Source organism: Blautia sp. BIOML-A1 (genome assembly GCF_009883055.1).
GTDB lineage: Bacteria > Bacillota > Clostridia > Lachnospirales > Lachnospiraceae > Blautia_A.
Genome location: NZ_WWVR01000001.1, coordinates 304,290 through 328,811, shown reverse-complemented (window position 1 = coordinate 328,811; position 24,522 = coordinate 304,290). Strand labels below are relative to the sequence as shown.

General features: G+C 44.4%; 21 protein-coding genes and 2 tRNA genes. 1 reads left to right on the top strand and 22 read right to left on the bottom strand.

Going from position 1 to position 24,522, the window contains the following annotated elements:
- Positions 1-6 precede the first annotated feature (6 nt).
- Positions 7-864 carry a PfkB family carbohydrate kinase gene (locus tag GT674_RS01590; protein WP_161284043.1) on the bottom strand — a complete coding sequence of 286 codons (858 nt, stop codon included), beginning with the start codon at positions 862-864 and terminating at the stop codon, positions 7-9.
- A gap of 38 nt (positions 865-902) precedes the next feature.
- Entirely contained in the window at positions 903-1,871 is a 969-nt protein-coding gene (locus GT674_RS01585) for an SIS domain-containing protein (RefSeq protein ID WP_161284042.1), read from the bottom strand.
- Between the two features lie 290 nt (positions 1,872-2,161).
- Between GT674_RS01585 and GT674_RS01580 the strand changes: the two genes are divergently transcribed.
- Positions 2,162-2,884 carry a GntR family transcriptional regulator gene (locus GT674_RS01580; RefSeq protein ID WP_161284041.1) on the top strand — a complete coding sequence of 241 codons (723 nt, stop codon included), beginning with the start codon at positions 2,162-2,164 and terminating at the stop codon, positions 2,882-2,884.
- Between the two features lie 85 nt (positions 2,885-2,969).
- Here GT674_RS01580 and GT674_RS01575 read toward each other — a convergent pair whose 3' ends face one another.
- The 20 genes from GT674_RS01575 to GT674_RS01480 all read right to left on the bottom strand — a co-directional run bounded on the left by GT674_RS01575 (position 2,970) and on the right by GT674_RS01480 (position 24,489).
- The gene (locus GT674_RS01575; RefSeq protein ID WP_161284040.1) at positions 2,970-4,787 is read right to left on the bottom strand and encodes a Na/Pi cotransporter family protein; all 1,818 of its coding nucleotides are present in this window, start codon (positions 4,785-4,787) and stop codon (positions 2,970-2,972) included.
- A 249-nt stretch (positions 4,788-5,036) separates the two neighbouring features.
- Positions 5,037-6,005: a hypothetical protein gene (locus GT674_RS01570; protein ID WP_161284039.1), complete on the bottom strand. Its 969-nt coding sequence runs from the start codon at positions 6,003-6,005 to the stop codon at positions 5,037-5,039.
- Positions 6,006-6,146: 141 nt separating this feature from the next.
- On the bottom strand, positions 6,147-7,451 hold the full coding sequence (locus GT674_RS01565) for a fibronectin type III domain-containing protein (protein WP_178637290.1): 1,305 nt from the start codon (positions 7,449-7,451) through the stop codon (positions 6,147-6,149).
- Positions 7,452-7,574: 123 nt separating this feature from the next.
- Positions 7,575-8,444: a DegV family protein gene (locus GT674_RS01560; protein ID WP_161284038.1), complete on the bottom strand. Its 870-nt coding sequence runs from the start codon at positions 8,442-8,444 to the stop codon at positions 7,575-7,577.
- Positions 8,445-8,531: 87 nt separating this feature from the next.
- Positions 8,532-9,710: a S41 family peptidase gene (locus GT674_RS01555; RefSeq protein WP_161284037.1), complete on the bottom strand. Its 1,179-nt coding sequence runs from the start codon at positions 9,708-9,710 to the stop codon at positions 8,532-8,534.
- A gap of 89 nt (positions 9,711-9,799) precedes the next feature.
- Positions 9,800-10,705, bottom strand: coding sequence for a permease-like cell division protein FtsX (ftsX, locus tag GT674_RS01550; protein ID WP_161284036.1), 906 nt, complete (start codon positions 10,703-10,705; stop codon positions 9,800-9,802).
- Positions 10,695-11,378, bottom strand: a complete 684-nt coding sequence (gene ftsE, locus GT674_RS01545) for a cell division ATP-binding protein FtsE (protein ID WP_161284035.1) — start codon at positions 11,376-11,378, stop codon at positions 10,695-10,697. Before ftsE ends, ftsX begins: the two co-directional genes overlap by 11 nt.
- Positions 11,379-11,543: 165 nt before the next feature.
- On the bottom strand, positions 11,544-12,632 hold the full coding sequence (locus GT674_RS01540; protein ID WP_161284034.1) for a PucR family transcriptional regulator: 1,089 nt from the start codon (positions 12,630-12,632) through the stop codon (positions 11,544-11,546).
- A gap of 151 nt (positions 12,633-12,783) precedes the next feature.
- Complete coding sequence (locus GT674_RS01535; RefSeq protein WP_161284033.1) at positions 12,784-13,647, bottom strand: YitT family protein; 864 nt, start codon at positions 13,645-13,647, stop codon at positions 12,784-12,786.
- A gap of 107 nt (positions 13,648-13,754) precedes the next feature.
- Entirely contained in the window at positions 13,755-14,156 is a 402-nt protein-coding gene (locus tag GT674_RS01530; protein WP_161284032.1) for a PqqD family protein, read from the bottom strand.
- A complete protein-coding gene (locus GT674_RS01525; protein WP_161284031.1) occupies positions 14,135-16,033 on the bottom strand; it encodes an OPT family oligopeptide transporter in 1,899 nt (632 codons plus the stop codon). Before GT674_RS01525 ends, GT674_RS01530 begins: the two co-directional genes overlap by 22 nt.
- Positions 16,034-16,181: 148 nt before the next feature.
- Positions 16,182-17,975 carry a cobaltochelatase CobT-related protein gene (locus tag GT674_RS01520; protein WP_161284030.1) on the bottom strand — a complete coding sequence of 598 codons (1,794 nt, stop codon included), beginning with the start codon at positions 17,973-17,975 and terminating at the stop codon, positions 16,182-16,184.
- A complete protein-coding gene (locus tag GT674_RS01515) occupies positions 17,968-18,885 on the bottom strand; it encodes an AAA family ATPase (protein WP_161284029.1) in 918 nt (305 codons plus the stop codon). The genes GT674_RS01520 and GT674_RS01515 overlap by 8 nt, the downstream gene beginning before the upstream one ends.
- Positions 18,886-18,903: 18 nt before the next feature.
- Entirely contained in the window at positions 18,904-21,018 is a 2,115-nt protein-coding gene (locus GT674_RS01510) for a glutamine synthetase III family protein (RefSeq protein WP_161284028.1), read from the bottom strand.
- Positions 21,019-21,055: 37 nt separating this feature from the next.
- Complete coding sequence (locus tag GT674_RS01505; RefSeq protein ID WP_178637326.1) at positions 21,056-21,955, bottom strand: diacylglycerol/lipid kinase family protein; 900 nt, start codon at positions 21,953-21,955, stop codon at positions 21,056-21,058.
- A gap of 187 nt (positions 21,956-22,142) precedes the next feature.
- Positions 22,143-22,216, bottom strand: a tRNA-Met gene (locus GT674_RS01500).
- Between the two features lie 16 nt (positions 22,217-22,232).
- Positions 22,233-22,305 (bottom strand) — tRNA-Val (locus tag GT674_RS01495).
- A gap of 122 nt (positions 22,306-22,427) precedes the next feature.
- Positions 22,428-22,925, bottom strand: a complete 498-nt coding sequence (locus GT674_RS01490) for a YdcF family protein (RefSeq protein WP_243149014.1) — start codon at positions 22,923-22,925, stop codon at positions 22,428-22,430.
- Positions 22,910-23,419 (bottom strand): SEC-C metal-binding domain-containing protein, encoded by a 510-nt coding sequence (locus GT674_RS01485; protein WP_161284027.1) that lies wholly within the window; start codon positions 23,417-23,419, stop codon positions 22,910-22,912. Before GT674_RS01485 ends, GT674_RS01490 begins: the two co-directional genes overlap by 16 nt.
- Positions 23,420-23,667: 248 nt before the next feature.
- Complete coding sequence (locus GT674_RS01480) at positions 23,668-24,489, bottom strand: HAD family hydrolase (RefSeq protein WP_161284026.1); 822 nt, start codon at positions 24,487-24,489, stop codon at positions 23,668-23,670.
- Positions 24,490-24,522 lie beyond the last annotated feature (33 nt).

Below are 24,522 nucleotides of genomic sequence, written 5' to 3'. Positions count from 1 at the left end.
CTCCTGTTATTCGTATTTTTTTCCGTAGCCAAAAGCGCCTTCCATGCCACAAATGCCCGCAGCAAAGGCAGATGCTTCTTCAAGGCTCTCACGGATCGCAGTTTCCTCATCCATGCCATCTTTTACTCTTCCAATATATCCGGTAAGGAAAGAGGCGATAAGGGAATCTCCCGCGCCGAGAGTGTCTTTTACTTCTGTAAGAGGAGCCGCTTTCTGAGCAAAAAATTTCTCACCGTTATAAAGGATGCAGCCTTTCGCACCTCTGGAAGCCATGGCAAGCTTTGGTCCCATGGAGATAATCTTTTTCAGATGTGCTTTTGCCTCCTCATCGGTTCCATCAAAAGAACAGAACGCATATGTAACATCCGGTGCTGTTTTTTCATAATATTCTTCTGTGGAATCATCAGAAAAATCAAAGGAAACCGGAATTCCGGCCTCTTTGATCTTGTGGAGTTCGCTCTCAGTAAAAGAATAATTTCCACTGTGTACTACATCGAAGCCTTTCATATATTCCACATCAGAATCATCGAGGATATATGGTGTTTTACCACGAATGCCGCCTTCATTAAAGTCCAGGAACTCACGGTCTCCGTCCTTTAATGTAATTCTGGAATATCCGTTTTCACCGTGAAGCTGTTCACACTTTACAGTTTCCACACCAATTTTTTCCAGAGCATCCATAATCAGTTCCGCCCAGTCATCATCTCCAAAATATCCCATGTAGGCTGTTTTTTCACAGCCTGCCATTTTTCCGTAAACGCTGACATTTACGCAGTTACCGCCTGGATACATGGTCTTCAGATGATCATAGATATCTACAACATTATCTCCAAAACCAAGGAGTTTGGTACTGTATCTGCTCATTTTTTCTCCTTTCCCTGTGCACAGGCACAGCAGCATTTTTAGTATTCCACAACACCCATATATCTTCTCATATCCAGCGGATGACGGCGTTTATCCTGCAGTGCGGTACGGTAAACCGTTGTCATGGTATAGAAAAGCATTGGTGTAAAATATTCCACACAGCTGTCATCGATCGCTGCCATTCCAAGCTTGTCTGCATCGATCACTTCATATTTTTTTCCATATTTCTCGAGGAAGGTCAGAACACGTTCATCCATCATACGGTTTCTTCCACGACTCATCATAAGGATATAAAGGTGATTCTCATCTGTCACCTCAAACGGTCCGTGGAAATATTCTGCACTATTCAGATATCCGCAGTCCATCCACTGCATTTCCTGAAGGGAGCAGATAGCAAAACCATACGCCTGTGAATAAGATGCTCCTGATGCCATAATATAAAGATTCGGCTCCTCAGAATATTTTTCTGCAAAAAGCCATGCAGCATTCTGCTGATCTTTTACTGCTTCTGCAATGATGGCATCAATTTTATGAAATCCCTCTGTAATCTTGTCATAAAGCTCATATCCCGGCTCCTGGACTTTCATAAGCTCATTCAGAAGATTGAGAACGATTCCCTGTGGTTTCTCTGCCTCTTTTACTCCCGGCGCCCAGTCATATACGATGGAGATCCACTCCGTGGTATCACAGGCAGATCCCGGTGCATGTGTCAGGGTTACAACTGCTGCCCCTGCATCCAGTCCTGTTCTGGCAGCTTCCAGGCATTCTCTGGTCTTTCCACTGTGTGAACAGATGATCAGCAGACTGTCTTTTCCAAGTTTCTTCGGCGGAGTCAGGGCAAATTCCCTGGCCGGGATCCACTGTGCGTCCATCACTGCTGACTCTGCACGCAGGAAATAATATCCCGGATATAAATCTACCAGAGATCCTCCGCATGCAAGAAAATACACGTTTTTAATCGTACCATGCTCTTTACTGATCTTATTTACAATTTTTACTGCGTCCATTTTTCATCCTCCAGTTTTCATGATCTTAATCTGAAAATCTTCAGAGTCCTTTAAAAATACAGGGTTTTGAAGACTTTACAGACTTGTTTTTCATTTTTCGCTTTTACGATTTACTTTTTTAAAGAATATAACATATTATAACGTTATAGTAAAGAGTATATTCATTATTTGTGAGTAATTATTCATGTTTTCCTGATGAAAAGCCCTCCGGATCCTGTATCTCACTGGACAAATACATCCGTACTATAGTAAAATACTGATTGTGAACATCATCAGAAAGGATTCTTTTCATGTTAAATAAAAATTCAATTCAGCCTCTTTATAAACAGCTTATGGATATCATTGCCAGCCAGATCAAAAACGGAACATACAAACCTGGAGAAAAAATCCCCACAGAACCAGAACTGGCAGAACTTTATCAGGTCAGCAGAATCACTGTGCGGCGAACCGTTGAGGAACTTTGTACCCAGGGGTATCTTGTCAAACATCAGGGAAAGGGAACTTTCGTGAAGTCTCCTATGATCTTCCGCAAGTTTGAGACTCAAAAAAACATGAGTTTTTCTGAATCCTGTCGTCAGAATGGCCGGGTTCCCCATTCTCATGTGCTGACCTTCTGCCGGAAATCTTCGGATAACGTAACTTCTGATTTTCTTAAGCTTGCCCCTGATGAGGAAGTTTTTTTCCTGGAGAGACTTCTTCTGGCTGATGAAATCCCTGTTATTGATGTACATACCTGGCTTCCAGTACGGCTTTTTCCGAATTTTGATCCAGATGCTGTGGAAAACGGATCTTTTTTTGAATATCTGAAGTCTGCTTACAGATATTCCATTGCTGCTTCCAGCAGAAGTACGGTTTCTGTTACGGTTGCATCAGCAGATATGGCGCAGACTTTAAATCTCTCACCGGGAGATCCGCTGATGATACTTGATTCCTACATGCAGACTCCAAAGGGAGAACCTTTATACATCAGCCGTGAATATATTGCCGGCTCCCGCTATACCATATCCTTCTGACGCATTTCCCTCGCAAATAATATCCTGTTACAGAAAAAAAGTACAGGACAGACATCTCGTCTGTCCTGTATCTTTTGTTATGCTATTATTCTACTTCTTCTGGCTCCATACTCACAACATGGTTCTCGCCATTCCCCATAACATCAATATCATACTTCTGTCTGTATTCATTGAAGTATGAGTAATATTCCACGGTATCTGTCGGATAAACCTTGGAATCATGGATATGAAGATCCGGGTCTTCTTCTCCGCTCTTCATAAGAGCCATCATGGCACTTGCACAGTGTGCTGCAATACGGCCAAAGCTATTCAGGATATCATTGAATACCGTTCCTTCTTCCAGTCCACAATCGCCCTTGCTGAGTCGTGCAACATGATGCATTTTGAGTTCATCACAAAGATTCGTGATGACCGCTCCCAGAGGAGCCACTCTCTGTGCCGCCTCTCTGTCATCGTTCATAAAGGCATTGCAGGTCACATTGATTTCCTCACGGACTGCCTCCATAACGATGTTCAGTTCATCCCAGGCTGCCTGGGAAAACTGTGTATGATTGTCATGCATTTCATTGGCCATATGTGCAATGTAAGATGCATGGTCTCCAATTCTCTCAAAGTCATTGATCGTATGAAGATACAGAGAAACCTGTCTTGTCTGTGCTGTATTCATCTCGCGCTTGGTAAGCTGAATCAGATAATCTCCAAGACGACTCTCGTACTTGTCGATCAGGTCTTCCTTACGCTGAACCTTGTCATATTTATCCTGCTGATAATCATTCAGAAGGTTCATCGCTCTGTTGACATTCTTACGCAGCTTCTTGGACATTCCATTCATTGCACGGTGGCACTGACCGATGGCAAGTGCCGGATAGTTAATCAGACGCTCCTCAAGGAGGTCGAAGTCTGCCTCATCCTCCAGTTCCTCAGCACTGTCTTTGACCAGATAACATACCAGTTTCTCAAGCTTCGGAATAAATGGGAACAGAACCACAACTGTTGCCACACGGAATACGGTATTCAGAGCTGCAATGGTTACAGGAGTCATGATCATATCCATAAATTCGAAATGAACGACTGCATTGACTGTGTAAAAGATCACGGACCACAAAATCAGACCAAACAGGTCATTCATCAGATAGATCAGTGCTGTTCTCTTGCCATTCTTATTCGCTCCAATCGCAGAGATCAGAACCGGACAGGCCGCACCGACACCGATACCAAGTACAATCGGAAATGCACTTGCAAAAGTCAGGATACCAGTTACAGAAAGTGCCTGCAGTACACCAACTGTCGCTGATGCACTCTGAAGTACTGCGGTAAACAGAATACCTACCAGAATACCCGCGATCGGGTTGGAGAACATTGTCAGCATATCAATAAATACTTCACTCTCACGCAGAGGTGACACAGCACCACTCATCATCTGCATTCCTGTCATAAGGATAGAAAAACCAAGCATGATATTTCCGATGTTCTTATGTACAGACCGTTTGCAGAACATACGGAGGATGATACCGATCACCGCCACCACTGCCGAGATCGTTGCTGTGGAAAGAATACTTGCGATCCCGCCGGATCCCTTAATATAGGAAAGACAAAGAATCCATCCTGTAATACTGGTTCCGATGTTGGCACCCATGATGATACCGATCGCCTGTTTCAGTTTCATCATACCGGAGTTTACAAAGCCAATAACCATTACCGTTGTTGCTGAGGAAGACTGAATCACACTGGTAACACAGGTTCCCAGTGCAACTCCCTTCAGCGGAGTGTTGGTCATACGATACAGAAATGCCTCCAGCTTATTTCCTGCTACCAGCTTCAGGCCATCGCCCATCAGAGACATTCCAAACAAAAATAGTGCTACTCCTGAGAGTAAAGATAAGACCATTGAAAATATTGCCATAAGTTTCTCCTCTGTTGTCTTTTCGCTCTGCATGAATCTGTGCAGAACCGACACCTTCTGTTTTTTACGTTTTCTTAACTTTCTTTTCTCTTAGTTTTAACATTGCCTTATTTATTATGCCATATTCGTGAGCTGATTACAATATTTGATTAATTTTATATCAAAAAAGCCTCCCGGATTTTGTTCCGGGAGGAATATTTTGTGCGAAATGAATAAAATCCACAGTCATTTCAACGATTCTATTCTGATTTATCGGATATAGATCCCATCCGCTCCCAGATATGCTCCCTTCGGGCATTCTGTCTCTGAGTGCTCTCCTGCAAGTTTAAAAGCCAGAGAATAGTCCTCCTCCATCAGTGCCTGCAACAATTTGCGTGAGATTCCGATCCGAATCTTACGTTCCTCCGGTTCTTCATGCTTCTCAGAAAAATACGGGACCGTCAGTGCGATCTCTGCATTCGCACCATGAAGACTCAGACCGCTTTCCTTATCCAGAAACAGCTCACATATCGGTTCATAATATGCTCTGTAAAACTCTTCCTGTGTGAATGCAACCTGCTCTCCTTTTGCATCGCAGGCCGGTTCTCGTAAGATTCCACACAGATATCCATGATCATAATAGGTCATGCAGACAACTCCTGGATCCGGTTCTGCACCATTCACTGTACCGATTGCCTCCAGCTGCTGTGCTCCCTTCTTAAGTGCCTGCTCACGGCGATTACTGCCTCCCTTGGCTTCCCACACGCTCCAGTTCTCCTCGCCGGATCTGCGACCAATCATCTCCTGTCTCCATTCACTTGCAAAGAAATCAATAAATTCCTCCTGCTGTGGTGCATGGATCAGACTCAGATGTGTCAGATAATCCACATTATACAGACGATTGCTGATCATCTTTGTCAGAAACATACCCATATAATAGGAAATCACACTTTTCTCCGAAGAATCCAGATAGGCGATCTTTTTGGCCTTTTTGAGTCTGTCACCTTCTGTCTCCAATGCCGTCTCCACCAAAAAAAGTTTATAAATCACTTCCATTCTGCGTTTCTCAGGATAGAGTGTCGTCAGCCTCTGGATCGGCATTCCGCAGGTAATGATCGAATGAAGGAGTTCCCTATTTGAAAACTCCAGCTCTATAGTCTTGTTTATCAGCACACTGTCACTGCTGTTGTCCTCTGTTTCCAGTGATATTGTATAAGTTTTATCTTCTGTCAGGATCATTTTTTTCTCCTCGTATCTCTCCGCCCTTAAAGGCGTTCAGTCTGTACATATTATAGCATTTATCTTCTCCTTCGTGCAACGATATTTCCCGAAAAAAATGACCGGTCTTTCATAAAAGCCAGTCATTTCGTGATATCTTATTTAGTTCATGTAAGCCTTGAGCCAGGCATATACTTTCTTCTGACGCTCCTTATAAGTTCCTACCTGATTTCCTGTATCTGTGCTCATTGCCTTATAAATATTGTCAAGCGTATAACCGCCTTTTGTTTTGCCAAGTACTCTGGTCACAGAGCCATATCCTCCATGATGGCGGATGTTGATGCACTCGCCCACTGCTCTTGCATCCGTTACCCCAAGTGCACGTACTTCTTCTTCGTATTCCTCGATCTGCTTATACATCAGATAATCCTGGCATTTAATACCTGCCGGTGATTTGATCAGATTTACGATGATCTTTGCTCTTCCGGATTTCTTGGATAACTTATAGGTTGACCAGTCTTTGTTCACAACATCATTCCATACATAATTCTTTGGATCATATTGCTTATAAGTTTCCGGGCTTGTTGTATGGATCAGTTTCAGAAGTCGCTGTGCCTCTGTCGCATACCACTGACCTGCACCGATCGTGATCGCATGCTCTGCCTTGCTGTTGGTGTAGGCTTCTGTGAAATCATCATATCTCTGATTTCCATAAATCTGTCCGCCTGTTTCCACAGCATAGAGAATTTTTTTCATTACTTCCTTCTGAGCACTGGTGAACTTCGAACCTGAAACAGATTTCTTTGGTGTCGTCACTGCGTTGCTCTTCTTCAGAACACCGAGATACTTGACATTACCAGCCTTCTTATAGGCTCTTACAGTATATATATATCTGGTATTTGACGCTGCAGTTTTGTCTGCGTAAGATGTTTTGGAAGCAGCCACATCCGCTACAAGACTCCACTTACCACCCAGCTGCCTGTAAATACGATAGCCATCTGCTCTGTTCACAGCCTTCCAGGAAACATTTATCTGGTTACTGGAAACTGCCTGGATCGTTGCGGTTGTGCCAGATGGTCTGGTTGCCCCGAGAACGGAAGTATATTTACTTAAAACATTCTTACCTTTTTCTTTGCAATATGCCCGTACTGCATACTGGTATACCTTTGCCCCCGGAAGATTTCTGTCCAGATAGGTCGTTGTACTTCCTGATGTTATCTTGCGATATATCTTATAGGGTTTTCTCTGAGACTCCCGTCGATATATGATATAGCCATTCGCACCAGAAACCTTATTCCACTGAATTCTTATTGCCTGCGTTCCAGAAGAAGCCACAGCTGTCCTGACTGTCTGCTTTGCAATACCGGATGATGCCGCATTTACAGATATCCCGCTCCCCAGCAACATCATAAGCATCAACAGCACTGAAAGTCCGTACATCTTACATCGTTTATGTATCCCTGCCATTTTCATATTCTATTCCTTTCCAATACCCCACAAGTTTGGTTTCTATTTTGTACCATAGAATATTGTAATAAACTTTCCTGAAAAAGGCAAGCATATTTTACGTTTTTTTTAAATTTGTTACATTTATCTTACATCGCCTACAAAAAATAATGCCATTGTCCCCGGTCCGGAATGTGCTCCAATCACTGCACCGACATCATTGATCAGTTCTGTTGTGATATGATATTTTTCTTTTACTTTTGCCGCAAGAAATTCCGCCTCCTCACGACAGTCACCATGACTGATAAAGATCGTATCGCAGGATTTCGCATAGCTTCCGATCTTGCTGTCCATCAGTGTCACCAGTTCAAGAAGTGATTTCTTTCTTCCTCGCACCTTTCCTATCGGAATCAGTTTGCCCTCGTCATCCACATGCAGGATTGGCTTGATATTCAGCATTCCGCCAAGGATTGCTGTTGTCCGGGACACACGCCCTCCACGATAAAGATGATTCAGATCATCTACGGTAAAAAGATGTACGATGTTTTTCTTGTGTTCTTCTGTCCACTGAGCAACACTGTCAAAGTCAGCCCCCTCTTCCTTGCGGCGCTGTGCCAGATAAACCAGAAGCCCCTGTCCCAGAGAAGCGGCCAGGGAATCTACAACCTGGATCTTTCTCTCCGGATACTCCTCCATCAGTTCCTGTGCTGCGATACGACAGCTGTTAAAGGTTCCACTGAGTCCGGAAGAAAACGCGATATGAAGGATATCCTTTCCCTCCTTAAGATATGGCTCAAAGAGTGCTCTGACCCTTTCCGGATTCACCTGTGAAGTTGTCGGCATACTTCCTGCACGCATTTTGCTGTAGAACTCCTCTACCGGGAGAAAGTTTTCCTTTGTATATTCTTTTCCATCCAGAGTGTAACTGAAATATGTGCATCCGATCTGATGCTCTTTGTAAAACTCTTCTGGAAGATCGGCATTATTGTCCGTGGTAATAACATAATTGTTCATAGCTGGTCCTTTCCGGCATCCCACCTTGTTTCAGGCTGTAATTTTATTATCTCTTTTATTTTAACACACCGTCAATCTCTGCACCACTTAATTTTTCGCATTCAGGCTGTTTAATGCCGCCTGGAGCTGATTATCCTCTTCATGTGTGATTTCTTCCTGATTCAGAAGTTCCGGAGAAAGTTCCACCTCTACATCCGGCCGGATCCCGGTCTTGTTGATGGAATTTCCCTTCGGCGTATAATAATTGGCTATCGTCAGTTTCACCGCACTTCCATCACTGAGCTGTCTGATTGACTGCACCACGCCTTTTCCATATGTAGTAGTTCCGACAATCGTTCCAAGCCCATAGTCTTTGACAGCACCTGCAAAAATTTCTGATGCACTGGCACTGTTTCCGTTGACAAGCACTGCCAGCGGCATATCCAGAGGGTTTTTGCCATCGCAAGTTTCCTCACTCCGGTTTCCATTTTTGTCCTCCGTATAAACGATCAGACCCTCTGGAAGAATGTCTCTGAGAATATCGCAGACAACATTCAGAAGTCCTCCCGGATTATCGCGAAGATCAACGACCAGTCTTTCCATTCCCTGCTCTTTGAGGTCTGCAAAAATCTCCTCATACTGTTCCACTGTCACACCCTTAAACTCTGTAATCTGGATGTAACCCGTATTTTCGTCCAGCATCTCGCCAAAAACAGACGGAAGTTCCACATTGCTTACCTTCACTGTAATCTCCTGTGTGTCTTCTCCCTTTCTCTGAACCGTAAGAACAACATCTTTATCCTCATTGTCCTTTATCATGGAAACAACATCCTGTAATTCCGTATCTGTAATATCCTCTCCGTTGATCGCCGTGATCACATCATCCACTTTGACCCCAGCTTCCTCCGCCGTGCTTCCCTTATAGCATTCTACGATCTGTACACCACCGGCTGTATATTTCTGCATGGCAACTCCGATACCCACATAAGATCCTTCTGTAGTAACCGACTCCTGCTCATACTCATCTTTTGTATAATATCTGGAATACACATCTCCCAGTCCGTAAATCAGTCCGGCATAAACACCTTCCTCCAGCTTATCCGTACTGATCTCTCCCAGATATTCCTCATCGATCATATTTTCCAGATATTTTATTTTCTGTGTAAAAGCCAGATCTGAAAGGATTTCATCCGAGCGGCAATACTGCACCGCCTTGATCCCGCCTCCTGCCAGCACTGTCAGAATAACACCTGTTGCTACGCCTTTGACATATGTCCCATGTTTCATTTTGTCCGCCTTTCCCCAAAATAAGATATGCGGCATATGACTCCTGCCCTTAAGGATGAGTCCATATACCGCATTCAGATGTTCTTATTTTATACTCTTAAATGCTTTCTTGAAGTCAGAAAGCTTCCGATCAGACCGATTCCAATGCCGAGTGCCAGCCCCATAGGCAGCAGTGTCTGATACACTTTCCATACCGGGATAAAATCCACTACTCCTGTAAGCACATTGAAGCGTGTCAGAATATATTCTACTGTAGTATTATACAGGAAATATAATACTGTAAGCGGGATTGCCGCACCGATCAGTCCAAGCACCATACCTTCCAGAAGGAACGGTGCACGTACAAAGCCATCTGTTGCACCGATATATTTCATGATCCCGATCTCCTCCTTGCGGACTGCAATACCGACCGAAACAGTATTGCTGATCAGGAAAATGGAAATGATCAGCAGGATCGCAATGATGATCATAGATGCGTAGGATACCAGTTTATTAAAGTTTCCAAGTGTGTTGGCCGCTTTTTCTGACTGGTTTACCTCGCGCACATGTTCAAGGCCCTGTATGTAAGAAACCAGCTCAGTCTGCTTCTCAATCTGATTCAGATACACATGATAGTTTGCTGAGTTGACCAGCGGGTTATCATCCCTGAAACCGTTTGCCGCATCAGAACCCTGGAAATACTGATCTTTAAAATTCTCCCATGCCTGCTCTGCGGATTCAAACTCGATGCGCTCAACCTCCGGCCGTGCCTGGATCAGATTGCCGACCTCTTCCATCTGTTCCTGGGTGGTTCCCTCATCAAAGAATACTGTAACCGGAACCTCCTGCTCTACCTTATGTGCAATATTGTCAACATTTGTTACCAGAGAATAAAAAACTCCTACCAGAAAAATACAGGCAGCCATGGTAAGGATGGATGCCAGAGAAAACATCCAGTTTCTCTTTATGTTTATGATACCCTGTTTCAGAGTATACCAGATCGTACTAGGCCTCATGATATCCTCCCTCTTTTTCATCACTGATAATGACTCCGTCATGCATTGTAAGTACACGTTTCTTCATTGCATTGACGATTTCTTTATTATGGGTTACCACCACCACGGTCGTACCCTTCTCATTGATCTGCTCCAGAAGCTTCATGATCTCCTCGGAAGTCTTCGGATCAAGGTTTCCTGTCGGCTCATCCGCAAGAAGAATATCCGGGCGGTTTACCAGAGCTCGTGCAAGGGCAACTCTCTGCTGCTCTCCACCAGACAGTTCATCCGGGAAGGATTTATATTTCTCCGCAAGTCCTACCTCCTGTAATACCTCCGGCACACGCTTACGGATTACCTTGGTCGGTCTTCCGATTACTCGCTGTGCAAAAGCTACATTCTCATAGACATTTCTGTCCTTCAGAAGTCTGAAATCCTGAAAGACAACGCCCAGCTTACGACGATATCTTGCCACGCGGCGGTGTTTCATCTTTTCGAGACGCTCTCCGCTTACGATCAGCTGACCGCTCGTACAGTCCAGCTCCTTCATAAGAAGCTTGATCAGGGTTGATTTACCGGATCCGCTGCTTCCTACAACAAATACAAATTCACCTTTATCAACATGCAGGTTCACATGATTCACGGCCGGAAGGCCCTTACCATATGATTTGCTCACATCTATCAGATCAATCATCTGTTCCTCCTCCTTACACTACAAAGCAAAAAAATGCTGCCAGAACCTCCGGCAGCACTGTATGCATTCTGCTGCATAAATAATTTAATGTTTTGTAACATTGTTGTAACATATCTTCTGGCAGAATGCAAGTATTTTTGTTGAATTCATAAAATTTTCATTGTTTTAGTACTCAAGAGTCTCCATGTACTTCATGTAACGTACAACCATCAGTGCGATCTTGAATGTGATCGCATCTTCAAATACGCGAAGATCAAGCCCTGTACTCTTCTGAAGCTTATCCAGACGATATACCAGAGTATTTCTGTGAATATAAAGCTGTCTGGATGTCTCGGAAACATTGAGGCTGTTCTCAAAGAACTTATCAATGGTCACCAGAGTTTCCTCATCGAAATCATCCGGTGATTTATTCTCAAAAATCTCCTTGATAAACATCTTGCAAAGAGGAATCGGAAGCTGATAGATCAGACGTCCGATACCAAGAGAACTGTATGCGATAACATCCTTATCTCCGAAGAAAATCTTGCCTACATCAAGTGCCATTCTCGCTTCCTTATAAGAACGGGAAACTTCCTTCAGCTCATTTACGATCGTTCCATATGCGATATGAGTTTCCTCATTCTGATTCAGTCCAAGTGTATCAAGGATTGCATGAGACAGCTTATCCAGATCCGCATAGCTCTCTCCCTCTTCAAGTTCCTTGACAATGATAATACTCTTCTCATCAACTGCTGTGATGAAATCCTTGCTCTTGCCGCCAAAGAAGCTCTTCACATTCTCCATAGAGCTGTGATCTTTCTCCTGTGAAAGTTCCAGAATCATAACTGCACGACGAACATCTGCGTCAATATGAAGCTTCTTTGCTCTGTTGTAGATGTCCACCAGAAGCAGGTTGTCCAGAAGAAGATTCTTGATAAAACTGTCCTTATCAAAACGTTCCTTGTATGCGACGATCAGATTCTGGATCTGGAATGCAGCCAGCTTTCCAATCATATATGTGTCCTCATCATCTCCATGAGCAACCAGAACATATTCCAGCTGATAGTCATCACAGACCTTAAAATACTGGAATCCCTTTACAAGCTGACTGTCTGCCTGAGATTCCACAAATGCCTGTATGTCTCCCGGCTGTATCGAAAAATCTGAAAATGTTGTTGCAAGCACCTTTCCCTCTGTGTCAATAATACAGAATTCTGTCCTGGATATTTCCTTTAATCCCTCCAGTGTATTCTGAAGTACCTGATTTGATATCATCTGCCTACATCCCTTCTCGCTTATTGTGCGTTTTCTCTTGCTATCCCCATATTACCTAAATATTTACTCTATTTTAATATAAAATCACCAAAAATAAAAGAGGAAAACACAACTTTTTTACAGTTTTTTTGTTAGTTTTTGCTATTTTTTGCTATTTTTCGATGAAACCTTCGCCGTGAACCTCTCTTGCGTCCCCCACGATCACAAAAGCCTTCGGATCAATCTCATCGATCATTTCCTTGAGATGGACCAGTTCCTTCTTTCCGACCACGCAGAAAAGCATCAGCTTATCATTGCCGGAGTACATTCCTTTGGCCCGGATTCCTGTAATTCCACGATCTATATCCTCCATGACCATTCTGGAAACTTCATCAGGTTTGTCGGTAATGATATAAACAGCTTTTGAAAACTTAAGACCTGCGATGATCCCGTCTGATACTTTTGTCACCAGATATACTGCGATGATCGCATAAAGTGCACGTTCCACGCCAAACACATACATACCGGCAACTACAACCGCTCCGTCAACAAACTGCATGACCTGTGCAATAGAATAATGTTTCATATATTTCTGGATGATAGCTGCGAGAAGATCGGTTCCTCCTGTCGTTCCTCCCCCAAGGAACACAAGGCCGATTCCCACACCCTGCAGGATGCCTCCATATAACGCTGCCAGAAAAATATCTTCTGACAGCTTCCATGCCGGCAGAACTGCCAGCCACACTGTCAGAGAGATATCTCCCATCAGAGCTTTTTTTACAAATGAAAATCCCTTTATCTTCGCTGCAAGAATAAACACAGGAACATTCAGCACAAGGTTTGTAACCCAAAGTGGAACCCCATTTCCATATAAACCCTTTGTTCCTGCTTTAACAATGATCGCAATGCCCGAAAATCCACCGGTTACCATTCCTGCCGCATCAAAACAGGAAGTAATTGCTGTCGCCATCAGACCGGTTCCTATGATGATCAGCAGGTATTCCAGATACCATGGTTTTTTGCCTGTAATCTTCATCCTAAAGTTCTCCCTTCTACTCCCCTGTCGCTGTACTGTGATAAAGTATCCCTTGACCCAAAAGAACGGGACACAGCGATTTAACTGTTTCCCGTTCTTAGTCTGCCCTATTTGGAAGGCTGATTTGCAAATTTAATAAAATGATAGCTCTCAACAATCTGGAAATATTTGATGATTCTCGGATACAGCGGTTCTGCTGCATCTCCAAACTCTTCTTTTACCAGAGCTGCAATATCTTCCACGGTACGCTTTCCATCGATCAGTGGCCAGATAAATGTCCCCTGAGCGTCCAGATGAACTTTGGTGTACTGTGGTTTGTTGAACAAATTCTGAGCAATTTTGTTAAAAAGCCCTGTATTCTCAACATCCAGTATCACTCTGCCCTTGATATCCTTATGCCAGTGAAGTTCTTCGGATCTCACTGGAATCAGATCCAGGTAGTTGATATCCATATTTTGTTTTTTGCTTTTTTTATTCTGTTTTCTCATCAGGCTTTTTTCTTTTTCCATAAGGAGAATTTCAGCAGTGTCAGAATCATGATGATCATGAGAACAACACCACCGATATTGCCAAAGTTAACAACTCCGGATACATCCAGGCTGATACCAGCAACTGCAAGGATAGCAAGTGCGATACCTACCAGACCTTCTCCGGCGATCATACCAGCACAGTACAGTGTACCATCTGTAACCTGATCGTTCTTTGTTTTTTCATCAACTTTCTTTCTGCCATCCATAAACATACGAACAACACCACCGATCATGATAGTTGCGTTCAGGTAGATTGGAAGGTAAAGACCGATTGCGAAAGGCATTACCGGAATTCTTAAGATTTCCATACCGATTGCAAGGAATACACCGATGAATACGAGTGCCCATGGAAGATTTCCACCCATGATACCCTCAACGATCATCTTCATCAGGCCTGCCTGTGGTGCCGGAACTTCTGCTCCGCCGTATCCCCATGCTGCATCCAGAAGATACAGAACACCACCGATTGCAAGACCGGAAGCAACAACACCGATCAGCTCACCGATCTGCTGTGTTCTAGGAGTTGCACCAAGAAGGTATCCTGTCTTAAGGTCCTGAGAAGTATCACCAGCGATAGCTGCGATGATGCAGATTACGGAACCGATTGCGATTGCTGCTTTCATACCATCAATTCCAGTCTGTCCACTACTCTTAATCACTATTGTAGAAATCAGAAGTGTAGCGATTGCCATACCGGAAACCGGGTTATTGGAGCTGCCGATCATACCAACCATACGAGAAGATACAGTTGCAAAGAAGAATCCGAAGATTACAATGAGGAGTGCTCCGAGCGGATTAACCGGGATAGCCGGTACTGCCCAGATGATCACTACCATTGCAACGATACCGATCAGAATAAAGTTCATCGGAAGATCTCTGTCAGTTCTTGCAGTTCCTTTTACAGATCCGCCCTTCATACTCTTCATAGAATCACGGAATGTGCTGACAATCAGAGGCAGGGATTTGATCAGGGAAATAATACCGCCAGTAGCGATAGCACCTGCACCAATATATTTAACATATTTGCTCCAGATTGCTGCGGCACCGCCAGCTGCATACAGCTGAGAAATAGTCACACCCGGATCAGCCGGATACAACCATGTGTCTGGTCCAAACAGGCAGATCATAGGAATGATAACCATCCATCCAACGATAGAACCTACGAACATAAAGGATGCGATACGAGGTCCTACGATATAGCCAACACCAAGAAGTGCCGGATATACTTCCATACCAATTTCACCCTTAAAAGATGTAAATGCTGCAGAAACGTCTGCCGGAATAACCTTCAGACCATCAACTACGAATTTGAATACTGCTGCAAGTCCCATACCTGAGAATACAGTAGATGCGTTAGCACCACCCTCTTCACCGGCAAGAAGTACATCTGCGCAGGCAGTTCCTTCCGGATAAAGCAGTGTTGCATGCTCTTTTACGATCAGAGCGTTACGAAGCGGTACCATGAAAAGTACGCCAAGGATACCACCGCAAAGTGCGATCAGAGTGATCTCAACCAGACTTGGTTTGTCACACAGACCTTCTTCTGCCCATAAAAAAAGAGCAGGCATTGTGAAAATAGCACCTGCTGCAAGTGACTCACCGGCAGAACCGATGGTCTGTACCAGGTTGCTCTCCAGAATGGAGTTTTTCTTCATGATGACACGGATAACACCCATAGAAATAACTGCTGCCGGAATAGATGCAGAAACAGTCATACCGACACGAAGTCCGAGGTATGCGTTAGCAGCACCGAATACGATTGCAAGGATGACACCCATGATCACTGATGTCACCGTCATCTCTGCTGTTACTTTTTCAGCAGGAATATACGGTTTGAACTCTTTGTTGTCGTTCATTGTTTTCCTCTCCCTTGTTTTTTTGGTTCATTAACCTCAATCTATTATACGCGACTTCATTGGCATTAGCAAGAGGAATTTTATGTAATTTTTATATTTTCTTTTTAAATACTTAACATTTTTTAGAAATTTTGTATATCTTTATCTATTATCCGTCAATTTCAAGCTGTTTTGTCAGATACCTTCCGACAATCTTTGAGAAGTTTTTGATATCACGGATATAAGCAAAGTCCTTGCCAAATATCTTTTTCTCCGTGGCAAGGTCTTTCTCTTCACCGGCAAATACTCCCAGAACACTGACTTCCAGATTCCTCAGATGCCGTATTTCCGTTGCCGTATCAGAGATTGCCTCCTTCCCCTGATAAGGTTTCGGATTTCTGGCGTTTGGACGGTTCACCAGCACATCATACGGCTTTCCGTCGCTGAGTACGATCAGGATCTTCTTTTCTTCCTCCCTCGCAAGAAGCCCATACCCTGCTGTCTTGATCGCCAGTCCGTCTCTGTTATTGGACGAGGTTACGTAATTAAAAATATTCTCATTGGCAGTTCTCGGATCATCATACTCCCTGAACCTGTGAAGGATCGTATAATCCCAGAAAGTACAAAAGCTCATCACCCTGTGCGGGATTTCCACATTACTCAGGGCTTCACTGATGATATAAGCCTGCAGTGCCACTTCACCCTGACGGCTCATCTGCGATCCGCTGGCATCTATCAGTACGTCCACAACAAACTCCGATGCCTCACCTTTTAGTTCCTGCTCAAAAAGCTTCGCATCCCGGCTTCTTCCGATCCTCCAGAGCCTGGACGGAACGATCTGTCCTCTGTCCGAGAGAACTGTCTGCGTTTCACTCCGAAGGACAAGTGACTTTCGAAGAGTATCCGTCAATACAGAAATGTTTCTCTTCACAATCCTGTGTTTGTCATGATACAGCCAGATATTCTTGTTTCTCAGACGTTTTGCATACTCATACTGATAATTCCGTTTTGCAGGATTCTTAAGGATCCCCTCCGTAAAATAAAGGCTGCAGTCACTGTGGACTCCCCGACACATCAGATAGTTGATCCTTTTTTCCTCCGCTTCACTGAGATAAGTTTTTCCATAATTTAATTCTACATAAGTATAGGCTTTTTCCAGCATCTCCGGCGTGACCACAGTGATATTTTTCTTTTTGTGACGTTTTTCTTCCATTTCTTCTGTCACAGAGCGATCTTCCATACCGGTCATATTGGTTGTCAGCTGTTCCACATAACTCTCAAGAGCTTCCTCATACATTTCTTCTGAGAGAAAATCTTCCCAGGAATACTCTGTCAGTTCTTCCAGCGTAACCGCCAGCACCCGCTCAAGATTTCCGTGAAGTCTCTCAAACATCGGATCAACAAGCGTATTATACAGTTCGTCGATCACCCGGATCAGTTCCATAGTATCCTTCGCTTCTCCCGCCCGGATCACGAGTTCCATAAAGGGCACCATCCTGCGCTCCACCCCGTATTCTCCGCCATCCAGTCTTCGCCTCAAAACAGCAACCTTCAGCCTTCCAAGGAGATCCTTCTGTGACGGCATCTCCTCAAATTCCTGATCCAGAATATCCTCGAAGGCCTCTCTCTGCATGCTCCGGATCCCCGGACGTTCTTCGCATATTTTTTCTCCGATCGCCTCTTCAATGCAAAGCTGAGCAACGGCTGTCAGTTCACCCTCTCCTGCCTGAAGAAATACTTTTTTGACCAGATAAAGCCCCAGAAGATCTTTATCATAAAATCTTGCCAGGGCTCCCTGTTTGATTCCGTCGTAAAGAGCGATCGCCCTCGAGCGGAGAAAGAGTGAAATATCCGGTTTCATATCCAGTTTATAATCACCGCTGACTGTCCACAGAAGATTGCGGATGCGGTTTTCCAGTTCCAGCCGGCTGTCTTCTATTTCCAGTGGTTCTTCTCTATTCATAGATATCCTCTCTGGTCCATTCTTTCGGAATCCTTGTTCGGACAACATCCTCTACGATTTCCTTTTCAAAGATATCAAAGGTCTTGTTGACAACTCCCATCTGCACAGCAAGAGCCGGTGAAAGTCCCACCTTAATGATCCTCATTGCGGCCAGCAGTCCACGAAGATCCAGTGCCTTGGTGGAAATCTCGCTGTTCAGTGCCTTGAGCTGGAGATCCAGAAACAGTCCGACAAACTGTTCCACTGCTTTTTCCTTCGCATCAGGAAACATTTCTTTAAAAATAAAGCCAAGCGTCTCCTCTGTCTGTGCAGGCATATCAATGACAAGGAAACGGGAAACCAGTGCTTCGTTCAGTTCCTTGGTTCCTGCATAGCCATAGTTCATGGTTCCGATAAATCTCGCTGCCGGATGAAGGTCAATCTTGTCATATCCCGGCACATCAATGGAACGCCGGTAATCCAGTGTTGCATGGAGCACAGATACCGCATCGTTTTTGGCCATATTGATCTCATCCAGAATACCAAATCCGCCATACTCCGCACAGCGGTAAATACTTCCCTTCCGAAGCTTCACCTCATTATCCTCGAAGGTATCTGTTCCGATCAGGTCTCCGCTGCTGGTATTTACATGAAAGGATACATTGTAGGACGGACGGTTAAAAATATATGCCAGATTCTCAGCTAGAATATTCTTTCCGGTTGCCTTCGGTCCGGTCAGAAGCAGGTTCTGACCCTGAAGGATGGCCGCGATTGCCATCTCCAGGATCTCCTTTCCATAGAAGGGAATCGATGGCCTGATAATTCTTCCTGCCACTTCATCCTTTACCGGATAAGCCTGTCTGAATTCCTCCGCTCTTTTTATCAGCTCCGGGGAAACATTTTGTTTCTCCAGAAATTCTAATTCTTTCATTTCGCTACTCCCGAAAAATTATACTTCAAAAATCAAATCTCCATAAGAAGGCATCGGCCACATTTCCTTGTCAACCAGCATCTCCAGTTCATCAACCGGTTTACGCAGTTCTTCCATGATCTTTGTCACGGTATCTTTACAGTATACAGCACGTTCTCTTCCCTCCGGAACCTGCGGTATTTCTGCAACAGCTTTGGCAAGTTCATTCATGGCACTGCTGGTTTTCTTAAGAAGCTCACTGCATTTCTCAAGAAGCTCCATCTGTACGCTCACGTCGATCGGGCCTGCCGCCTTCACTGCATTGATGGACTCAGCCAGCACTGTGGTATATTTTATTACTGCCGGAATGATCTGCTTGGTTGCGATGTCGATCATAGTCTTGGCTTCAATGTTAATAGCCTTTGCATAGATTTCATACTGAATCTCTGCACGAGACTGCAGCTCTGTTTCCGTAAATACATGGAATGTCTCAAACAGCTTCACTGCCTTCGGTGTGGTAAGTGCCGGAATAGCATCCACCATGGACGGCAGATTCGGAAGTCCGCGGCGTTCTGCTTCTTCGGCCCATTCCGGAGCATATCCGTTTCCATTGAAGACGATTCTCTGATGGTCGATCGCATATTCCTTGATCAGATCATGGACTGCCATATCAAAGTCATCGGCAGCCTCGAGACGGTCGCAGGCTTCCTTGAAGGCCTCTGCCGCAATAGTATTAAGGACAACGTTGCACTCTGAGATAGAATCTCTGGAGCCAACCATACGGAATTCAAATTTATTTCCGGTAAAGGCAAACGGTGAAGTACGGTTTCTGTCTGTTGCATCCTTCATGAAATCCGGAAGTGTCTTAACACCCGTCTCAAGGATGGTTCCCTTCTTGCTGTGTGTTGCGGTTCCTGTGCTGATAAGCTGATCCATGACATCTCCAAGCTGTTCACCGAGGAATACGGAAATCACGGCCGGCGGTGCCTCGTTGCCGCCAAGTCTGTGATCATTTCCCACATCCGCAGCAGATTCACGGAGCAGATCTGCATGCGTATCTACAGCCTTGAGGATACAGGTCAGGACAAGCAGGAACTGAATATTCTCATGCGGTGTCTTGCCCGGCTCCAGAAGATTGATGCCGTCATCTGTAGTCAGAGACCAGTTGTTGTGCTTACCGGAGCCGTTTACTCCTGCAAACGGTTTCTCATGAAGCAGACAGCGCATGCCATGACGGCTGGCTACTTTCTTAAGGATACGCATCATGATCTGGTTATGGTCTGCCGCAATGTTTGCAGGTGCATAGATCGGAGCCAGCTCATGCTGTGCCGGAGCAACCTCATTGTGCTGTGTCTTGGCTGTCACGCCCAGCTTCCAGCACTCTTCATTGACCTCTTTCATATAGGCAGAAATTCTCTGGCGGATGGTTCCAAGATAATGATCATCCATCTCCTGACCCTTCGGCGGCATTGCACCAAACAGAGTTCTTCCTGTATATGTAAGGTCTTTTCTCTGAAGCCATTTCTCTTTATCAACGAGGAAATACTCCTGCTCTGCACCTACAGAAGGAGTTACTTTCTTTGAGGTTTTGTTTCCAAAAAGTCGGATAAGACGCAGTGCCTGGACATTGATCGCTTCCATGGAACGCAGAAGCGGTGTTTTCTGATCCAGTGCTTCGCCTGTATAAGAGCAGAATGCTGTCGGAATACATAAAGTTCCGCCGGCTGCATCATGGCGTACAAAAGCCGGTGAAGTACAGTCCCATGCTGTATAGCCTCTGGCCTCAAAAGTCGCACGAAGTCCACCTGACGGGAAAGAAGATGCATCTGATTCTCCTTTGACCAGTTCCTTACCGGAAAAACTCATAAGAACCTTGCCGTTTTCTTTCGGTGCGGTAATAAAGGCATCATGCTTCTCCGCCGTAACACCTGTCAGTGGCTGGAACCAGTGGCTATAATGTGTTGCACCCTTCTCAATCGCCCATTCCTTCATCTCGTGAGCAACCACATCGGCTACTTCCGGAGAAAGTTCCTTGCCTTCCTCAATGGTTTTCTTCAGTTCCTTGTAAACCTTCTTAGGAAGTCTCTCTTCCATAACAGAGTCATTGAATACATCGCATCCAAAAATTTCTGTTACATTCATATAATCTGACATTTTTTTCTCCTTTGATTCTCATTATAGTTCTGCTAATTTATTCCCTGGTGCTCTTAAGATAAAGATTCAGAGCCTTATGACGATTCTCGATCTCCACCGATCTGTGATCACCGCCAAATTCTCCATCCAGAGTCCATGGAACCTCTTCCTCTGCCTCGATCAGGAGTTTCTTTGTTTTGAAAGAGTGTACAAGATCCGTATTATCCTCTGCCATCACAAGAGCCGTAATGATCTCCTGTAATTCCAGCGGGTTCTTGGGATTTACGATCAGTGTCACCTCAAAAAGTCCGTCATTCATATCTACATTCTTACCGGTGAGATTCTTAAAGCCGCCCACTGACCTGGAATTGGTCACCATTCCAACAATAAAATCATCCTCTATTTCTATTTCATCTGAAGTAACTTTCATATGATAGGATTTGATGTCAAAAAGACGCTTCACTCCCTCAAGCACATATGCCACATGTCCAAGAACGTTCTTCAGATCCTGATCTGTCTCGTAGGATACATCTGTAAAAAGGCCAAAAGCAGCTACATAGGCAAATGTCTGCTGATTAAATCTGCCGATATCACAGTGATAGAGTTCCTCCTCCATGATCATCTCTGCGGCTTTGACCATGTTTTTCGGCATAAACAGACTGTTCGCAAAATCATTCGTACTGCCGGCAGGAATATACCCGATCGGTACCTGACTTCCCGCCTCCATGATTCCGGTAACCACTTCATCCAGAGTACCGTCTCCTCCGCTGCATACGATCAGATCGACAGAGTCTGCATACTCCTTTGCTTTCTGGTAGGCATCCTTCGGCGCCTGGGTAGCCCGGATAATGATCTCATAATCATGTCCGCTGAAAATATCAACGATATCAAGCAGGTTTGTTTTGATCTTGCCCTTTCCTGCTTTGGGATTAAAAATAAAGAGCATTTTCTTTCCCACGGTCTGGTGTCCCCTTTCTTTTTGAATTCTTACGCATTTAATATCATACAACAAAACTTTTGAAATTCCTAGACGCAAATTTTCTATAGGTATCGCCAAAAAAATTTATGGTTGTTGTTCACTTCGTTCACAGCAGCCTGCTCTGATTATAAAGAAAAAAAATCCCCTGAAATTCAGGGGATTGAAGTAGCGAGAGGGGGATTCGAACCCTCGACACCACGGGTATGAACCGTGTGCTCTAGCCAACTGAGCTATCTCGCCATATTATCTTGAGGTATGGGACCTATAGGGCTCGAACCTATGACCCTCTGCTTGTAAGGCAGATGCTCTCCCAGCTGAGCTAAGATCCCACTTTCCTGTGTCTGCTGCTTCCGCTCTCTCAGGAGTTTCTCTCGCAACCGACTTCGTTAGTATACTATGCGTTTCGCAAAGTGTCAACACTTTTTTTAATTTTTTTGAATTTTATTTTTATTTACAAATTTCCTACTATTTTATCCTTGATGATCGCAAGGATTTCTCGTGGAACATAGATGAATAATCTCCAGCTCCGGTACTTTGCCGGAATCGGATAAATTCTCCTGCAACCGCACTTCCTACCGATCGCCACTCCACGAAATACATGGAAATGATTGGTAACAATACCTATGGATGCATCCAAAGTACCAATCTTCTCCAGGCTGAAATCCAGGTTCTCTTTCGTGTTGGTCGATCTGTCCTCAAGGATCAGCCGTGAACCATCGATCCCATGTTCTGTAAGATAACGGTACATTGCTTCCGCCTCGCTGATCTGTTCTCCCTGCCCCTGTCCGCCGGAAAGAACAGCCCTCGTCCTCGGGTTCTCCTCAAGGTAACGCAAAGCCCTCCTGGTTCGTTCCAGAAGGGCTTTGGATAACCGTGTGCCTGCCACATGGGCACCAAGCACGATAATATAATCCAGATCTGTCCGGACTTTCATTATCTTCCACAGCAATGTTTGTATTTCTTACCGCTGCCGCACGGACAAGGATCGTTACGGCCGATCTTATGCGGTTTTACAACTGTACCGGACTTCTTCTGCTCCATGTACAGTTCCTTACGTTTCTCCTCTGTAAAGATTGCATCCCACTGAGGAAGCTGATACAGCCAGTCTGCCTTGGCATCAACCATATTCTTGTAGAGAAGCTCTTTATCAAAAGCCAGAGTTACTCTGGTGTCCTCATCCATTGTCTCGATCGGGTTCGGGATCTTAAGGCTGTCATTGATTCCATCCAGGAATCCAACCATAGTCAGTACGTCCTGTCCGTATTTCTCAGCCAGTTCCTTAACGGTACCGCTTACAACCTCATCCGGATTGGAAAGAAGCTGCTCATAGATTCCCTTCTCGATGTTGAAATAATTTGCCCAGAATCTCTGGAGCTGATTGCGGTCTGCCTGCTGATCATAAGCAATTGAACGCCACTGCTCTAAGATTGTTTTATCACTCATTTGTTTCATCCTCTTTTCAAAAATTTTGCCTGTGCCCCATTATAGCATCTTTTCTTCCAAAAAACAAATCCCTTTTTATACAAATCTCAAGAAAGTTGTATAAAAAGGAATTCCAGAGTCCATACTATGAATGTCCATCGAAGTACTTATCGATGTGATATGGCAAAAGATACGATCTAAAAAATACTTATATCCTCCCCTTACAAGGTTCCGGGACTTGCGAAACAGTGCAGTCCCGGGATTTTATCTTATTTTATGCCATAAGTCTCTTCCATTTCTTTTGCTGCCTGCTTCAGATCTCTGAACTGAAGCGCATGGATTCCCTGACTTTCGGCGCCCTTACAGTTCTCTTTCCTGTCATCAATAAACAGAGTCTCCTCTGCCTTGAGACCGAATCTGCCAAGCAGAGTACGGTATATCTCTGCATCTGGTTTCATCTGCTTTACATCGCAGGAAAAAATAACTCCATCCATATATTTCAGGAACGGCATCTCGTTCTGCTTCGTACCATCCAGCATATATCTGCTGTAATTGGAAAGAATATACAGATGATATCCCTGGCTCTTAAGGTATTTCGTCCAGGTTTCTGCATAATCCATCTTAACAACACATTCTGTGGAACGCTCGATCACCCTTCGGATGTCATCTGCATACTCCGGTGCCAGTGCCTGAAACTTTCTGATATAGTCTTCCTCCTCCAGAAGTCCCCTGTCACGCTCATCCCAGACTTCACTCTGGAAGGTTGCCTTCGCGATCTTATCTCTCTTTTCTTTTTCAAAATGGAAGCTGTCCAGATAAGTCTGCCAGTTAAACTCTACAAGAACAAGTCCTACATCAAACACAATATTTTTTATCATATGCTTATCCTCCTCATTTTTCTTCTTATTTACAAGCCGAAATACCATCCAGATCACATAGCCCATGATTGCTGCAAAAAGTACTGTATAGAGCGATGCCATAAAGGCTCCCTGAGAAAAATCTCCTTTCAGGGCAAAAAACATCGGCAGACAGAAGATCACAAGCAGAGCAGCCACTCCCAGAAGAGCGGCGATTCTTTTTCCGTTTTTCATAAACACCTCTTCGTGAAATACGCCGGGGAAAAC

What these genes read in the sequence shown, in the direction of transcription:
- GT674_RS01590 (WP_161284043.1), bottom strand. Translation starts at nt 864, where the DNA reads ATGAGCAGATACAGTACCAAACTCCTTGGTTTTGGAGATAATGTTGTA.
- GT674_RS01585 (WP_161284042.1), bottom strand. Translation starts at nt 1,871, where the DNA reads ATGGACGCAGTAAAAATTGTAAATAAGATCAGTAAAGAGCATGGTACG.
- GT674_RS01580 (WP_161284041.1), top strand. Translation starts at nt 2,162, where the DNA reads ATGTTAAATAAAAATTCAATTCAGCCTCTTTATAAACAGCTTATGGAT.
- GT674_RS01575 (WP_161284040.1), bottom strand. Translation starts at nt 4,787, where the DNA reads ATGGCAATATTTTCAATGGTCTTATCTTTACTCTCAGGAGTAGCACTA.
- GT674_RS01570 (WP_161284039.1), bottom strand. Translation starts at nt 6,005, where the DNA reads ATGATCCTGACAGAAGATAAAACTTATACAATATCACTGGAAACAGAG.
- GT674_RS01565 (WP_178637290.1), bottom strand. Translation starts at nt 7,451, where the DNA reads ATGGCAGGGATACATAAACGATGTAAGATGTACGGACTTTCAGTGCTG.
- GT674_RS01560 (WP_161284038.1), bottom strand. Translation starts at nt 8,444, where the DNA reads ATGAACAATTATGTTATTACCACGGACAATAATGCCGATCTTCCAGAA.
- GT674_RS01555 (WP_161284037.1), bottom strand. Translation starts at nt 9,710, where the DNA reads ATGAAACATGGGACATATGTCAAAGGCGTAGCAACAGGTGTTATTCTG.
- ftsX (WP_161284036.1), bottom strand. Translation starts at nt 10,705, where the DNA reads ATGAGGCCTAGTACGATCTGGTATACTCTGAAACAGGGTATCATAAAC.
- ftsE (WP_161284035.1), bottom strand. Translation starts at nt 11,378, where the DNA reads ATGATTGATCTGATAGATGTGAGCAAATCATATGGTAAGGGCCTTCCG.
- GT674_RS01540 (WP_161284034.1), bottom strand. Translation starts at nt 12,632, where the DNA reads ATGATATCAAATCAGGTACTTCAGAATACACTGGAGGGATTAAAGGAA.
- GT674_RS01535 (WP_161284033.1), bottom strand. Translation starts at nt 13,647, where the DNA reads ATGAAGATTACAGGCAAAAAACCATGGTATCTGGAATACCTGCTGATC.
- GT674_RS01530 (WP_161284032.1), bottom strand. Translation starts at nt 14,156, where the DNA reads ATGGAAAAAGAAAAAAGCCTGATGAGAAAACAGAATAAAAAAAGCAAA.
- GT674_RS01525 (WP_161284031.1), bottom strand. Translation starts at nt 16,033, where the DNA reads ATGAACGACAACAAAGAGTTCAAACCGTATATTCCTGCTGAAAAAGTA.
- GT674_RS01520 (WP_161284030.1), bottom strand. Translation starts at nt 17,975, where the DNA reads ATGAATAGAGAAGAACCACTGGAAATAGAAGACAGCCGGCTGGAACTG.
- GT674_RS01515 (WP_161284029.1), bottom strand. Translation starts at nt 18,885, where the DNA reads ATGAAAGAATTAGAATTTCTGGAGAAACAAAATGTTTCCCCGGAGCTG.
- GT674_RS01510 (WP_161284028.1), bottom strand. Translation starts at nt 21,018, where the DNA reads ATGTCAGATTATATGAATGTAACAGAAATTTTTGGATGCGATGTATTC.
- GT674_RS01485 (WP_161284027.1), bottom strand. Translation starts at nt 23,419, where the DNA reads ATGAGTGATAAAACAATCTTAGAGCAGTGGCGTTCAATTGCTTATGAT.
- GT674_RS01480 (WP_161284026.1), bottom strand. Translation starts at nt 24,489, where the DNA reads ATGAAAAACGGAAAAAGAATCGCCGCTCTTCTGGGAGTGGCTGCTCTG.